Raw genomic sequence first — 12662 nt, 5'->3', positions numbered from 1 at the left:
GCAGATCAGGGCCTGTTTTCTATCCTGTGGCTGGTGCAGGGTTCGAACCTGCGTAGCTTGCGCGACAGATTTACAGTCTGCTCCCTTTGGCCGCTCGGGCAACCAGCCAGGATGGTGTCTCGCGGGGCTTCTCGGCCCCGTTCGACGTGGTAAACCATACCTGATCCGGGGGGGTGCTACGCCACTCGGTAGATCACCCGACGATCGAGGACCGCCGCGCGGCGGTCACGGGCGGGGCCGGGGTGACGCTGGATAGGCTTGGGCGGCGGGCGCCCGGTGGGGCGGGCCGTGTCAGTGAAGCCAGAGCATCAAGGAGACCAACACCCATGGCCGACTCCAGTTTCGACATCGTCTCGAAGGTCGAGTGGCAGGAGGTCGACAACGCGATCAACCAGACCTCCCGTGAGATCGCCACCCGCTTCGACTTCAAGGGCGTGGGCGGCGAGATCAGCCGCTCCGGCGAGAAGATCGAGATGAAGGCCAACGGCGAGGAGCGCGTGCGCGCCATCCTGGACGTGCTGCAGACGAAGTTCGTCAAGCGCGGCCTGTCGTTGAAGGCGCTGGACGCCGGTGAGCCGCAGCTGTCCGGCAAGGAGTACAAGATCTTCGCGGACATCAAGGAAGGCATCACCACGGAGGATGCCAAGAAGGTCGCGAAGATCATCCGGGACGAGGGCCCGAAGGGCGTCAAGGCCCAGGTCCAGGGCGACGAGCTGCGCGTCAGCTCCAAGAGCCGCGACGACCTCCAGGCCGTCCAGGCCCTGCTCAAGGGCAAGGACCTGGACTTCGCGGTCCAGTACGTGAACTACCGCTAGTCGACCCCGGCCGGCCCGCACCCCGCGCGCGGGCGGACGGCTGGACGGCAGGACGGCACGGCCCCGCTCCCGGATTTCGGGGGCGGGGCCGTTCGCGTCGGCGCGGCAGGCCGGTCAGAGCGCCGCGGCGAGTTCCTCGGCGATCGCGGCGGCGAAGGCGTCGACGTCGGCCTCGGTGGTGTCGAAGGAGGTCATCCAGCGGACCTCGCCGCTCTGCACGTCCCAGGTGTAGAAGCGGAAGCGCTTCTGCAGGGCCTCGGTGGCGGCCGGCGGCAGCACGGCGAAGATCTGGTTGGCCTGCACCGGGCGGTCGATCCGGATGCCGGGCAGGTCCCGGACGGCCGTGAACAGCCGCTGGGTCATCGCGTTGGCGTGGGAGGCGCTGCGCAGCCAGAGGTCGGTGCCCAGGAGGGCCTCGAACTGGACGGAGACGAAGCGCATCTTGGAGGCCAGCTGCATCGAGGTCTTGCGCAGGTAGCGCATGCCCTGGACGGCCTCCCGGTTCAGCACCACGATCGCCTCGCCGAGCAGCAGGCCGTTCTTGGTGCCGCCGAGGGAGAAGGCGTCCACGCCGGCGTCGGTGGTGAAGGCCCGCATCGGGACGCCCAGGGTGGCGGCGGCGTTGGCCAGTCGGGCGCCGTCGAGGTAGACCTTCATGCCCAGGCCGTGCGCGTGGTCGCAGATCGCCCGGATCTCCTCGGGCGTGTAGCAGGTGCCGACCTCGGTGGACTGGGCGATCGAGACGACGGCGGGGCGGGCCCGGTGCTCGTTGTCGAAGCCGTAGGCCTGGCGGTCGATCAGCTCGGGAGTGAGCTTGCCGTCCCAGGCCGGGACGGTGTGCAGCTTGAGGCCGGCCATCACCTCCGGCGCACCGCCCTCGTCCACGTTGACGTGCGCGCTCTCGGCGCAGACCAGGGCGTCCCGGCGGTCCATCATGGCCTGCAGCGCGACCACGTTGGCGCCGGTGCCGTTGAACACCGGGAACACCTCGGCGGACGGGCCGAAGTGGCCGCGGAACACCTCCTGGAGGTGCTCGGTGTAGACGTCCTCGCCGTAGCTGACCTGGTGGCCGCCGTTGGCGACGGCGATCGCCGCCAGCACCTCGGGGTGGACGCCGGCGTAGTTGTCGCTGGCGAAGGCGCGGAGCTCGGGGTCGTGTCGTCGCTGCGGGGTCATCGGGTGCTGTCCTCCACTGGCACGGGGTCGGGGGTCACGGGGGCCACGGGGCTCACGGGAGTCAGGGCGGTCACGGGGGTCAGGGCGGTCACGGGGGTCAGGGCGGTCACGGTCGGACCGGTTCGACGTCGAGCCGGTACTCGGCCATGATCCGGCGGGCCGCGGCCCGTACGCTCCGCTCGTCCGGTCCGGTCAGCCGGAAGCGGCCGGGGACGTGGAAGTAGCCGCCGGTGCCGTCGTACACGGCGCCGGGCTCGGGCAGCACCTCGGCGTACACCTGCGGCACCACGCCCGTCATCGGGGTGCGGTCCAGCACCCGGGCGGGCCGGACCGCGGGCTCGGGCATGACGACCCAGCCGGCGCTGGCGTGCTCGAAGCCGCGGCCGGCCGACTCCAGCGGGAGGCCGAGCACCGTGCGGAAGGTCTCCGCCATCAGGTCGATGCCGTGCACCTCCCGGTGGACGAAGGGCACCTCGGCGCCGCCCGGGCGCATGCCGACCTCCAGGAAGACCGGTTCGCCGCTCGGCCGGCGGATCACCTCCAGGTGGAAGCAGCCGGTCTCCAGGCCGAGCGCCCGGACGCAGGCGAGCGCGAAGGCGGCGAGCTCGTCCCGCAGCGCGCCCGGGTCCAGGAACACCGAGCCGAGCGGGCGGCCCTCGGTGAACTCCAGCGGGGTGTTGACGTAGCCGGAGACGCTGACGAAGTGCTCGCGGCCCGCCGCGAGCACCCCGTCGACGTGGTAGATCTCCGAGGAGACGTACTCCTCGCACTCGTACTCCTCGGCGTCGGTCTCCGCGAGCGCCGCCGTCAGGGCGGCGGCGTCGTGGACGATCCGGACGCCGGCCGAACCGGCCCGGGCCCGCGGCTTGAGGACCATCGGGAAGCCGACCGCGCGCTCCAGCTCGGCGGCGGACGCGCCGCCCGCCAGCGCGGCGAACCGCGGCACCGCCAGTCCGGCCGCGGCCACCCGCTCCTTCATCACCACCTTGTCCTTGAACGCCCGCACCAGGTCGGCCGAGGGGCCGGGGGCGCCGACCGCCTCGCGCACCCGGGCGGCCGTCAGCACGTCGTACTCCGACAGGCCGACCACGCCGTCGAAGGCGCCGTGCCGCTCCCGCAGTTCCCGTGCGGCCGCCAGGACGGTGGCGAACTCCAGGTCGGGCACGGTGACCACGCGCCCGGGCTCGATCGGGCCGAGCGCGGCCACGCCGTCGGGCGTGGTGACGACCGAGAGGTCGCAGGGGTGGCCGGCGCAGTACCGCCGGTACTCGGCGTCCTCGTCGTCGTAGCGGTTGACGACCAGGTAGTGCGGGTGTTCAGGCACGCGGGGGCTCCGAAGGGGTGGTGGGGATCAGCTCAGGGTTTCCGGCAGGCAGGCGGCGAAGTCGGCCGCGGTGACCGGGGTGAACCACCGCCGGTGCGCGGCGGTGGCCGGGGCCGGGCGCTCCGGGAAGGCGGCGAAGCCCGGGTCGCCGGTGCCGCCGAGCCGCCGCCAGAGGTCGGCGGCGAAGTCCGGCATGATCGGGAAGCCCAGCAGGGCCAGCCCCTTGAGCCACCAGTAGCCCTGGTCGGGGGTGCGGTCGGCGTCGGGGAGGGCGTCGATCCGGTCGATCCAGGAGTCCAGCACCGCGCCGGCCTCGGCCATCCGCACGGTCGGGCCGTCCAGGGCCCGCTCCAGCCGGTCCAGGTGCGCGTCGAGCGCGGCCAGCACCGGCGCGGGGAGCGCCGCCGGCTCGGCCGGCAGCCGCTCCCAGGCGGCGGCGATCCGGTCCTCCAGGACGCCGGCCAGCCGGTGGTTGACGGCGTCCAGGAACTCCTTGGGCTCGAAGCTGGTCTGCGAGGTCTCCGGGTTGACCAGGGCGAGGTGGTAGCGGACGGCGTCCGGGGTCAGCCCGCGGACCTTCGCGACGCCCGAGGCGGTGATCGCGTGCCGGCGGCTCGTGGAGAACTTCTCCCCGGCCAGCTGGTAGAACTCGTTGATCAGCACCCGGTCGTACGGCCGGGTGTCCCCGTGCACCAGGGCGACGGCGTTGATGCAGACCAGCGCGGACACCACGTTGTCGCAGCCGAGGCTGGTCACGGTGACCACGTCGGAGTCGGGCGAGAAGGAGTTGACCTCGGCGCCGATCCGCTGCCGGTGGATCTCGCCGAGCAGCCGGGCGAACATGAAGCCGCCGGTGTACGAGAACAGGCTGGACGGGACGCCGTCCTCGCCGCCGGCCAGCGTCATCCCCCAGGTCTCGGGGACGCTCAGCCGGATGGTGGCGCCGCCCCGGCCGAGCAGCGCCCGGACGGTCGAGCGGTACCGCTCGGCGAGGTCCAGGCGGTCGAACTCGGGCTCCAGTTCGGCCAGTCCGGCGGTGCGCAGGAAGCGGGTGGCGATCTGCCGCCACTGCCAGTCGGCGTCCGTGGCCAGCCGCGGGCGCGGCTCGACCACCTCCTCCGGACGGAAGTGCGCGCCGCAGCCCTCGCAGAAGTAGCTGGCCACCTCGGTGCCGCAGTCCGGGCAGCGGCCGAGCAGCAGCGGGCCGACCACGAAGCGGCCGGCGGCCGGCTCGTACGGGACCTTCTCGATCAGCGTGCTCACCGCGCCGCGGGCGTCCAGCCGGGCGACGCTCCCGTCGATCTCGCGCTGGAACAGGCCGTGCCAGGGCTCCTCGGCGGGGTTGACGAACTCGTCCATGCCGATCCGCAGCGCGGCGAGGTCGGCCTGCATGACCTCGTGGTAGTGGGCGACGATCTCGCCCGGGTCGACGCCGTCGACCCGGGCCTTCATGGCGACCCAGGGCTCGTAGGCGTCGGTGCCGGTCATGATCGCCGGACGGTCGCCGCGCATCCGCAGGAAGCGGGCGAGCGCGTCCACCCGCAGGAAGGGGCCGGCGATGTGGCCCAGGTGCAGGTGCCCGTTGGGCGTGGGCTCCGGGGGGACGAGCAGGTAGTGGCGGGGGGTGGCGTTGGTGCGCATCGTGGTCCTCACGGGCTGTCGGGAGGTCAGTCGAGGCCCAGCAGGGCGAGTGCGCCCTCGGCCATGGCCGGGGCGAGCCGGAAGCCGGAGCCCGCGCCACCGGTCGCCAGGACGACGCCGTCGAGGCCGTCCAGCGGGGTGATCAGCGGGGCGAAGTCCGGGAGGTAGAGGTCGGCACCGGTCCGGCAGCCGATGAACTCGGGCCGGAAGCACGGGAGTTGCTCGGCGAGGACGGCCTCGGCCAGGGCCCGGTCGGCGGGGTTCGGCGCCAGCCGGGTGCGCTCGGGCGGGCAGTCCCAGTCGGTGCTGGTGATGCTGTAGTACCAGTCCCGGCCCTCGCCGACGGGCAGCAGGAAGGCGTCCGGCTCGTCCAGCACCAGCAGCGGGCGGTGCCCGCCGGGCTCTCCGCCGCGCAGCCGGTAGGCGACCACCTTCTTGGTCCGGGCGCCGAGCCGCTTCGCCGTCGCGGCGAACGGGCCGGCCAGGGCGGCGGCGCCGGGGGCGGCCAGCACCCGGCGGGCGGTCAGCTCGCCGCCGTCCTCGGCGATCAGCCGGTAGCCCTCCGCACAGGGCTCGACGGCGCGCACCGCGAAGCCCTCGACCAGGTCCCGCCGCGGGCCGCCGGCCCGGGCTCCGGCAGTGAGGGATCCGGCAGTGAGGGATCCGGCGACGGGCGATCCGGCGGCGGGGCCCCCGGCGGTGAGGGGTCGGAGCAACTGCTCGACGGCCTCGGCTGGTTCGGAGAACGTCGCCTCGGCGGAGCGCCGCAGCTCGGTGCCCGCCCCGCCGACCTGTCCGCCGAACACGGCCCGCAGCTGCGCCTCCTGCTCGGACCGGCAGGGCGCCAGCGCGTCGCCGACCAGCTGGCCGTCGACCCCGGCCGCGCCACCGGCCGGCACCACCCAGTACGCGCGCCGCACCTCGGCGTTCAACGCCGGTGCGAGCGCGGCCAGTTCGGCCCGGATTTCGAGGCTGCGCCGGGCCAGGGCCCGCTGCTCCCCGGTCCGCCCGGCCGGGATGTCCACCGCGAGCGAGCGCACGGTCGAGCCGTCGTGCACGGCGCCCGCGCAGACCGCGACCACCGAGGCGTCCGGATGGCGCAGCGCGGCCAGGCCGACGGCGGTGGCGCCGACGATGCCGGTGCCGATCACCGCGAGGTCGTACGTCCCGTGCCCGCTCACGCGCCGGCCTCCCGCCACCAGATCGAGAGCACCGTCATCTCCTCGTCGGCGGTGTGCAGCCGGTGCTCCTCGCCGCCCGGGAGCGCGTACAGCCCGCCCGGGCGGGCCGGGTGCTCGCGGCCGCCGCAGGTGATCACCCCGTGGCCGCGCTGGACCAGCCACAGTTCCTGCGAGGCGTGGCAGTCGGCCATGGTGGCCGAGTGCGGGGGCACGGTGAACACCGCCAGGTTGACGGGCAACCGGCCGACGGCCGCGAGGACCTCGGCCGCGTCCAGGTCGGCCTCCAGGCTGGAGGTGCCGGTCTCGTCGACGTCGGGCGCGAGGTAGCGGACCTCGACGGACCGCCCCTCGGCCACGGCGTCCGGGCCGGCCGTCTCGTTCACCTGATGCATCGTCAGGAACCCCCGTTCGTACGGATGCTGTCGAGGATCGCCCGGCTGCGCCAGGCGAGCAGGCCGAGGTTGGGATCGGTGATGCCGAACGCGTGCCGGGCGCCGTTCTGCAGGTAGATCCGGTGGCCGTCCGGCCCGTCCCACTCCACCGAGTAGTCCTCCCGGACGACCGGGAGGCCGTCCTCCAGCCGCAGTCGCCCGGTCAAGGCGCCCAGGCACTGCGGCAGTTGCTGGACGTAGCCGGTCGCCAGCACGACCGCGTCGCAGTCCACCGCGGTCTCGGCCCCGTCGGACTTGAGCTCCAGGCGCAGCCCGTCGGCCCGCTCGGCGAGCCCGGCGACCTCGTGCCCGGGCAGCAGCCGGATCAGCTCCGGGCGCCCCTCGACGTGGCTGGTCAGGTAGACGATCCGGTACAGCTCGGCCAGCAGGCCCTCGTTGACGCCGTCGCTGGCGTACTTCTGCTCGGCCAGCAGGGCGGCCCGCTGCTCCTTGGGCCGTCCGAAGAAGTCCTGGGCGGCCTCCGGCAGGTACAGGTCGTTGGTGAAGGCCGACTCGTCCAGCGGCAGGAAGCCGGGCCGCCGGCTGACCCAGGTGACCCGCTCCGGGCGGGCCTGGCCGACCAGCAGGTGGCGGACGATCTCGGCGCCGCTCTGCCCGCCGCCGACCACGGCGACCCGGCGGCCGGCCAGTGCCTCGGCGTGCTGGACGAACTCGCTGGAGTGGAACACGGCCGGCCCGGTGGCGCCCTCCAGCACCGGCGGGAGGTACGGCTGCGGGCCCGCGCCGAGGACGAGGTGCCGGGAGCGGAAGGTGCCCCGGGAGGTCTCGGTCTCGAAGTGGTCGCCGTGGAAGCGGACCTCCGTCACGTCGTGGTCGTAGCGGACGGTGTCGCCGAGCTGGTCGGCCACCCAGCCGAGGTACTGGTTGAACTCCGCGCGGTGGACGGCCGGGAAGCGGGCGGTCAGGAACTGGTAGAACCGGCCCTTGGCGGCGAGGAAGGCCAGGAAGGAGAACCGGCTGGTCGGGTCGACCGGGGTGACCAGGTCCTTGAACGGCGAGTTCTGCAGGGTGGCGTCGGGGAGCAGCAGTCCCGGGTGCCAGGCGGGCCGTTCGCGGCGGTCCAGGTGCAGTCCGGTGGTGCCCGGGTGGGCTTCGGCCTGGGCGGCCAGGCTGAGGTTGGCCGGGCCGGCGCCGACCGCCAGGTAGTCGAGGAGCTCGCTCACCGTTCGTCCTCCGCTTGGGGGTTGATCCGGACGGCGGCGTCGACCGCGCCGCGCAGCGCGGTGGCGGCGGCCGGGGAGTCGGCGGTGAAGACCGCCTGGCCGAGCCGGCAGCGGAAGTCGTCCAGGTGCGGGTGGATCGGGTCGCCCGGGGCGAGGTCGAGCCGGACCTCGCGCACGCCCGGCAGGGCGGCCGCGGTGTCCAGGCCGGTGGCCCGGTCGAAGCGGGTCTCCCCGGGGGCGGTGAAGAAGTGGATGCCGGCGACCGCCGCGACCGGCTCGCCGAAGGCGCCGGTCTCCTGCGGGTCGAGGCCGAGCAGCCCGGCCAGCCAGACCCTGGGCAGGCTGACGCCGGTGGCGAGCTGGGCCAGTTCGGCGATCCGGTCGCCGCCCATCCGGGCGCCGATCTCGACCAGGGCCGGGCCCTGGGCGGTGAGCCGCAGTTCGCAGTGGAACGGCCCGACGCTCAGGTTGACCGCCCGGACGACGCCCTGGACGTACTCCTCGATCGCGGCCGAGGCCTCGGCCGACAGGGCGGCGGGCAGCTGGTGGCCGATCTCGGCGAAGTACGGCTCCGGCGCGAGGAGCTTCTCGGTCACCGCGACGACGGTGGTGGTGCCGTCGAGGACGTAGCCCTCGACGCTGTACTCCGGCCCGTCCAGGTACTCCTCGACCAGGGCCCGCTCGATCATCGGGCGGCCGAGGTCGACGAAGTCGTCGGTGCTGAGCCGGCGGTACGCGTCGGTCAGCTGGTCCAGGTCGTGGACCACCGACACGTGGAGGCTGCCGGACTGGTCCACCGGCTTGACCACGCAGGGGAAGCCGGTGAGCTCGGCGGCCTTCGCGAGGTGCTGGTCGGAGCTCACCTCCAGGAAGCGCGGGCTGCGCAGCCCGGCGGCCTCGACCGCCTCGCGCATCCGGGTCTTGTCCCGGACCTGCTCCACCGTCCGCACGTCCAGGCCGGTCAGGCCCAGTTCGGCGGCGAGGTGCGCGGCGTTGGGGACGTAGACGTCGCAGCCGGGGAAGACCGCGGACAGCGGGAGGCGCTCGTGCAGTTCGCGGACCGCGGCGAGCAGGGCGGGCAGGTCGTTGGTCTCGACGGTCACCAGTGCGTCGATGCGGTCGCGCAGGTGCGCGGGCATCACCCGGTCCTCGGTGTCCGCGCTGGCGACCACGACGCCGATCCCCAGGTCCAGGGCGGCCTCGACCAGCAGCACACCCCCCGAGAGGGCTTCGATCACGAGGATGCGCCGGTCCGAATGCTTGGTCATCGTGCTATGTCTTCCCGTTCGTGGGCCACGGTCGCCGTTCCGGCGTCGTGGTGGTGGGGGTCGTGAGGGTGGGGGTCGTGAGGGTGGTGGGGGTCGGCGGGGGCCGGGCGGCCGGCCCGGGCCAGCCCGGGCAGCAGCGCGAGGGCCAGGACCAGCGCCCCGACCGCGGCCACCCGCAGCAGGGTGGCCGGGTCGACCGAGGAGCCGGCCAGGGCGAGGGTCGCCCCGGCGACCGGCATCGGCGCCACCAGCAGCAGGCCGAAGGCGGCGACCGCGCTGCCGTACTCCCCGGTCGGCACCCGCTCGGCCCTGGTGGTGCGCAGGTAGACGCTGAACAGCGAGTCCAGGGCCAGGAACACCCCGAGGGCGACGCCGAACAGCGCCAGGTCCGGGGCCACGGACAGCCCCAGGCAGACCAGCGCGGAGGCGACGGCCAGGCCGATGCCGTAGCGCCACAGTCCGAGCCGGCCGATCAGCCAGGGGGCGATGCCGACCACCGCGATCGAGGCGACGCCGGCCGCCGAGTAGACGAAGCCGAGCGCGCTCTCCGAGACGCCGTACCGGGTGGCGACCAGGGCCGGGGCACTGCCGATCAGCAGGCTGAGCAGGTAGTTCAGCCCCATGGTCAGCAGCACCACGCTGCGCAGCACCGGATCCCGTACGGTCCGGCGCAGGCCGGCCAGCGGGGACGGCGCCGCGTCCGGGTCGGCCCTGCCGGCGGGCAGGGCGAGGGCGAGCAGCAGGCTGGCCGCGTAGCCGGCTCCCGCGGTGGCGACGAACACCACCGGCGGGAAGAGCAGCAGCAGTCCGCCGAGCGCGGGCCCGGCGATGATGGCGGCCTGTTCCAGGCCGGTCAGCACCGACTGGGTGCGGGCCGCCCGCTCCGGCGGGGTGAGCAGCCGCCCGGCCTTCTCGCCGGCCACGAAGGTCTGCTCGAAGAACGCGCCGGACAGCATGCCGAAGACCAGCACCACGGGCACCGCGGTGCTCGGCCGGAGCAGGATCAGCAGGCAGCAGACGGCCGCCAGGGCGAGCCGTCCCGCGTCGCTGACCAGGAAGATCTGGCGGATCGACAGCCGGTCCACCAGGTAGCCCGCACCGGCCAGCGAGAGCAGCCGGGGCGTCCAGGTCAGCACCACGGCCACACCCGACCAGGTGAGCCCGCCGGTCACCCGGTAGCAGAGCAGGGGGATCCCGAAGACCAGGAGGTTGTCCACCAGCCAGCCGATCGAGCGCAGCGCGAAGTAACCCACCGTACGGCCGGACGCCATGGAAGTTCCCCCGTGAACCTCGGAAATCGCCACCCCGGCCGGGCTGTTCGAAGCCCGGCATGAGCACGACCGTAGCCCGTCGAAAACGGAAAAGCTAGATCCATTTTCTGCGTCGACATGAAGATCTGTTCTCATCTGACGCTTCGACAGGAAGATCTGTTGGCAGACGTCGGGACGACGACAAGGCCCCGCTCCCGGACCGGGGAGCGGGGCCTCGCGCGGCGGCCGACAGGGGTCGGCCGGTCACGGCCGACCGATGACGGTCAGTCGGTGGCGGGGCGGGAGCGGGCGGCAGCGGTCAGCGCCTGCGCCTGGGCGCGCAGCGCGTCGAGCTGCTCCTGGAGGCCCGCGGGTGCGGAACCGGGGAGCTGCCGGGACGGGCTCGCGGCGGTGCCCGGGACGGTGGGCAGCGCCGGCACGCTCGGGAGTTGGCCGAGCAGGCCCTGCAACGCGGCGAGGAGCTGCTGGACGACACCTCCGACGTCGGGGACGGCCGAGGTCACCGTCGAGAGCAGGCCGGTGACCAGCTTGACGACGTCGCCGAGCGCCCCGAGGGCCGCGCTCGGGTCCGGCGCGGCCGGGACGGCGGGCAGGGTCGGCAGGGCGGGCAGGGCCGGGACCGTCGGGGCTCCGGGCACGGAGGGGGTGTCCGGCAGGGTGGGCACCGTCGGCACGGTCGGGGCGTCCGGAACGGTAGGCACCGTCGGCACGGTCGGGGCGTCCGGCGCGGTGGGCGCCGTCGGCACCGTGGGAGTGTCCGGCGCGGTGGGGGCGTCCGGCGCGGTCGGGGCCGTCGGGACGACGGGGGCGGAAACGGTGGTGCGGGGGGCCGAGGCTGCCTGGCCGGCGGCGGTGGCGGACGCCGTGGCGACCATGGTCAGCGCGAGGGCTGCGGTCAGGGTGGCGGCCATCCGGGTGGAACGCATGGGTACTGCTTCCTCTCAGTGCGAGTCAGGCGAGATCGCCTGACTCACACCGTGCGGTCGCCGCCCGGGCCCGGCCACCGCAGGTACGCCGAACGGCGGCGCGCCGGACGGCGGCTCAGCCCTGCGCCCATTCCGCGGTGCTGCGGTGCGCCCCCAGCCCGACCGAGTCGAACTCGTCCGCCCGCCCCGGTGCGACGGACCCGCCGAGCCACCGCAGGGCGCGCGAGATCGGGGTGCCCTCGGCCGGCGCGGGCTCGAACTCGCCACTGGCGAGCGGGCCCAGGACGACCCGGCCGTCGAACCAGCCGACGGCGCGCTGGGTCCCGCCGCCACCGAAGTACTCGGCCTCGACGCGGACGATCGGACCGGCCTTGGACCAGGCGGCGAGCCGGAGTTCGAACCCGTCGGAGTACCCGCCGAATCCCGCCCCACCGGATCCCGGCCCGCCGACGGACCTGGACACCGCGGTGTCGCCCTGGAGCGCGGACAGCACGGCGGGGGTGACCGGGATGAGCGCCAGCCCCTGGGCCAGCGGCACCACCCGGGCCGCCGGCACCTCCGCCGCCGCCACCGTCAGCAGCTCCAACATGCCGATCAGCGCTTGGAGTTCATACGACATGCCCGACATGCTGTCCCACCGCACCGACAGTCGGCCCGGAATTTATCGTTCCGTGCCCGCGCGGAGACCGTAGAGCAGGGTGAAGAGGGTCACGTCCACGGCGTCGTCGGCCGTACTCGGACCTTCTTCGGACAAGCCGTCGAAGATGTCGGCCAGTTGGGCGCGGAGCCGGGCCAGCCGGTCCGGGTCGAGCCGGAGGGTGAAGTGCGCGAACAGTCCGGCCGACGGGCCCGAACCGTCCTGCGGGCGGCTGAAATCCAGCCGCCCGTCGGCCACATGGGCGCGGAACTCGCCGCGGACCCGGTCGATCGCGGCCAGCATGGCGTCGTACGCCTCGGAGCGGGCCGGGGAGTCGGCGGTGAACATCTCCGGGGCGAGCCGGATGGAGTCCTGGGCGACCCGGTAGCGGCTCTCCACGATGCCGGAGACCAGCCGGGTGCCCGCCACCAGGACCAGCCCGGCCTTCTCCAACTGCTTGATGTGCCGGTAGAGCTTGGTCTGCGGCTCGCCGAGCTCGGCGGCGAGCTCCTTGGCGGTCAGCGGACGGTCCTCGGCGGTCTTCAACGCGCCGAGGATGGCGAGGCGCAGCGGGTCGGCCAGTGCCTTGAGCACCGCGACGTCGCCCACCTGGCGCTCCTTGACCCAGGTGGTGGGCTGCTGCTGCTCGTCCCCGTCGGCGGGTTCCTGTTCGTGCTCGGCCACGGGCCCACCCTCGCAGATCGGCCACTCCGCCCGCAATCACCGCTCGGTGAGCGCTCACCCTTGCGCAATCACTCACGCTCACGCCATCATTCACGTGAGCGTGAACGGTGTCGGAGAACGCGAA

At 73.8% G+C, this 12662-nt stretch carries 12 protein-coding genes and 1 tRNA gene; 1 reads left to right on the top strand and 12 read right to left on the bottom strand.

Features of this window, described 5'->3' with window-relative positions; translation table 11 throughout:
- Positions 1-27 precede the first annotated feature (27 nt).
- Positions 28-108: transfer RNA gene (locus tag ACFY2K_RS01590), tRNA-Tyr, on the bottom strand.
- A gap of 218 nt (positions 109-326) precedes the next feature.
- Between ACFY2K_RS01590 and ACFY2K_RS01585 the strand changes: the two genes are divergently transcribed.
- Positions 327-815 (top strand): YajQ family cyclic di-GMP-binding protein, encoded by a 489-nt coding sequence (locus ACFY2K_RS01585; protein ID WP_375881954.1) that lies wholly within the window; start codon positions 327-329, stop codon positions 813-815.
- 114 nt (positions 816-929) lie between these two features.
- Here ACFY2K_RS01585 and ACFY2K_RS01580 read toward each other — a convergent pair whose 3' ends face one another.
- The 11 genes from ACFY2K_RS01580 to ACFY2K_RS01530 form a co-directional block, all read right to left on the bottom strand.
- The gene (locus tag ACFY2K_RS01580; protein ID WP_380398980.1) at positions 930-1991 is read right to left on the bottom strand and encodes a threonine aldolase family protein; all 1062 of its coding nucleotides are present in this window, start codon (positions 1989-1991) and stop codon (positions 930-932) included.
- A 106-nt stretch (positions 1992-2097) separates the two neighbouring features.
- Positions 2098-3315 (bottom strand): acetyl-CoA carboxylase biotin carboxylase subunit family protein, encoded by a 1218-nt coding sequence (locus tag ACFY2K_RS01575; protein WP_375881950.1) that lies wholly within the window; start codon positions 3313-3315, stop codon positions 2098-2100.
- Between the two features lie 27 nt (positions 3316-3342).
- Positions 3343-4956 (bottom strand): class I tRNA ligase family protein, encoded by a 1614-nt coding sequence (locus ACFY2K_RS01570; protein WP_387709156.1) that lies wholly within the window; start codon positions 4954-4956, stop codon positions 3343-3345.
- 26 nt (positions 4957-4982) lie between these two features.
- Positions 4983-6137 carry an FAD-dependent oxidoreductase gene (locus ACFY2K_RS01565; protein WP_387709154.1) on the bottom strand — a complete coding sequence of 385 codons (1155 nt, stop codon included), beginning with the start codon at positions 6135-6137 and terminating at the stop codon, positions 4983-4985.
- Positions 6134-6520, bottom strand: a complete 387-nt coding sequence (locus ACFY2K_RS01560; RefSeq protein WP_380529216.1) for a cupin domain-containing protein — start codon at positions 6518-6520, stop codon at positions 6134-6136. Before ACFY2K_RS01560 ends, ACFY2K_RS01565 begins: the two co-directional genes overlap by 4 nt.
- Positions 6521-6531: 11 nt before the next feature.
- Complete coding sequence (locus tag ACFY2K_RS01555) at positions 6532-7752, bottom strand: lysine N(6)-hydroxylase/L-ornithine N(5)-oxygenase family protein (RefSeq protein WP_375881942.1); 1221 nt, start codon at positions 7750-7752, stop codon at positions 6532-6534.
- The gene (locus ACFY2K_RS01550; protein WP_375881940.1) at positions 7749-9020 is read right to left on the bottom strand and encodes an ATP-grasp domain-containing protein; all 1272 of its coding nucleotides are present in this window, start codon (positions 9018-9020) and stop codon (positions 7749-7751) included. The genes ACFY2K_RS01555 and ACFY2K_RS01550 overlap by 4 nt, the downstream gene beginning before the upstream one ends.
- A complete protein-coding gene (locus ACFY2K_RS01545; protein WP_375881938.1) occupies positions 9017-10291 on the bottom strand; it encodes an MFS transporter in 1275 nt (424 codons plus the stop codon). The genes ACFY2K_RS01550 and ACFY2K_RS01545 overlap by 4 nt, the downstream gene beginning before the upstream one ends.
- A 263-nt stretch (positions 10292-10554) precedes the next feature.
- Entirely contained in the window at positions 10555-11217 is a 663-nt protein-coding gene (locus ACFY2K_RS01540) for a hypothetical protein (RefSeq protein ID WP_387709150.1), read from the bottom strand.
- Between the two features lie 115 nt (positions 11218-11332).
- Complete coding sequence (locus ACFY2K_RS01535; protein WP_387709148.1) at positions 11333-11836, bottom strand: hypothetical protein; 504 nt, start codon at positions 11834-11836, stop codon at positions 11333-11335.
- A gap of 42 nt (positions 11837-11878) precedes the next feature.
- Positions 11879-12538: an ArsR/SmtB family transcription factor gene (locus ACFY2K_RS01530; protein ID WP_375881929.1), complete on the bottom strand. Its 660-nt coding sequence runs from the start codon at positions 12536-12538 to the stop codon at positions 11879-11881.
- Between the last annotated feature and the right edge of the window lie 124 nt (positions 12539-12662).

The sequence above is a fragment of the Kitasatospora sp. NPDC001309 genome, assembly GCF_042896295.1.
In the GTDB taxonomy this organism is placed as follows: domain Bacteria; phylum Actinomycetota; class Actinomycetes; order Streptomycetales; family Streptomycetaceae; genus Kitasatospora.
The sequence above is the reverse complement of the archived record's forward strand: the minus strand, read 5'-3'. Positions and strand labels throughout refer to the sequence as shown.

Bases quoted from the DNA above. Each gene is read 5' to 3' on its own strand.
- ACFY2K_RS01585 (WP_375881954.1), top strand. From the start codon at position 327: ATGGCCGACTCCAGTTTCGACATCGTCTCGAAGGTCGAGTGGCAGGAG.
- ACFY2K_RS01580 (WP_380398980.1), bottom strand. From the start codon at position 1,991: ATGACCCCGCAGCGACGACACGACCCCGAGCTCCGCGCCTTCGCCAGC.
- ACFY2K_RS01570 (WP_387709156.1), bottom strand. From the start codon at position 4,956: ATGCGCACCAACGCCACCCCCCGCCACTACCTGCTCGTCCCCCCGGAG.
- ACFY2K_RS01550 (WP_375881940.1), bottom strand. From the start codon at position 9,020: ATGACCAAGCATTCGGACCGGCGCATCCTCGTGATCGAAGCCCTCTCG.
- ACFY2K_RS01545 (WP_375881938.1), bottom strand. From the start codon at position 10,291: ATGGCGTCCGGCCGTACGGTGGGTTACTTCGCGCTGCGCTCGATCGGC.
- ACFY2K_RS01540 (WP_387709150.1), bottom strand. From the start codon at position 11,217: ATGCGTTCCACCCGGATGGCCGCCACCCTGACCGCAGCCCTCGCGCTG.
- ACFY2K_RS01535 (WP_387709148.1), bottom strand. From the start codon at position 11,836: ATGTCGTATGAACTCCAAGCGCTGATCGGCATGTTGGAGCTGCTGACG.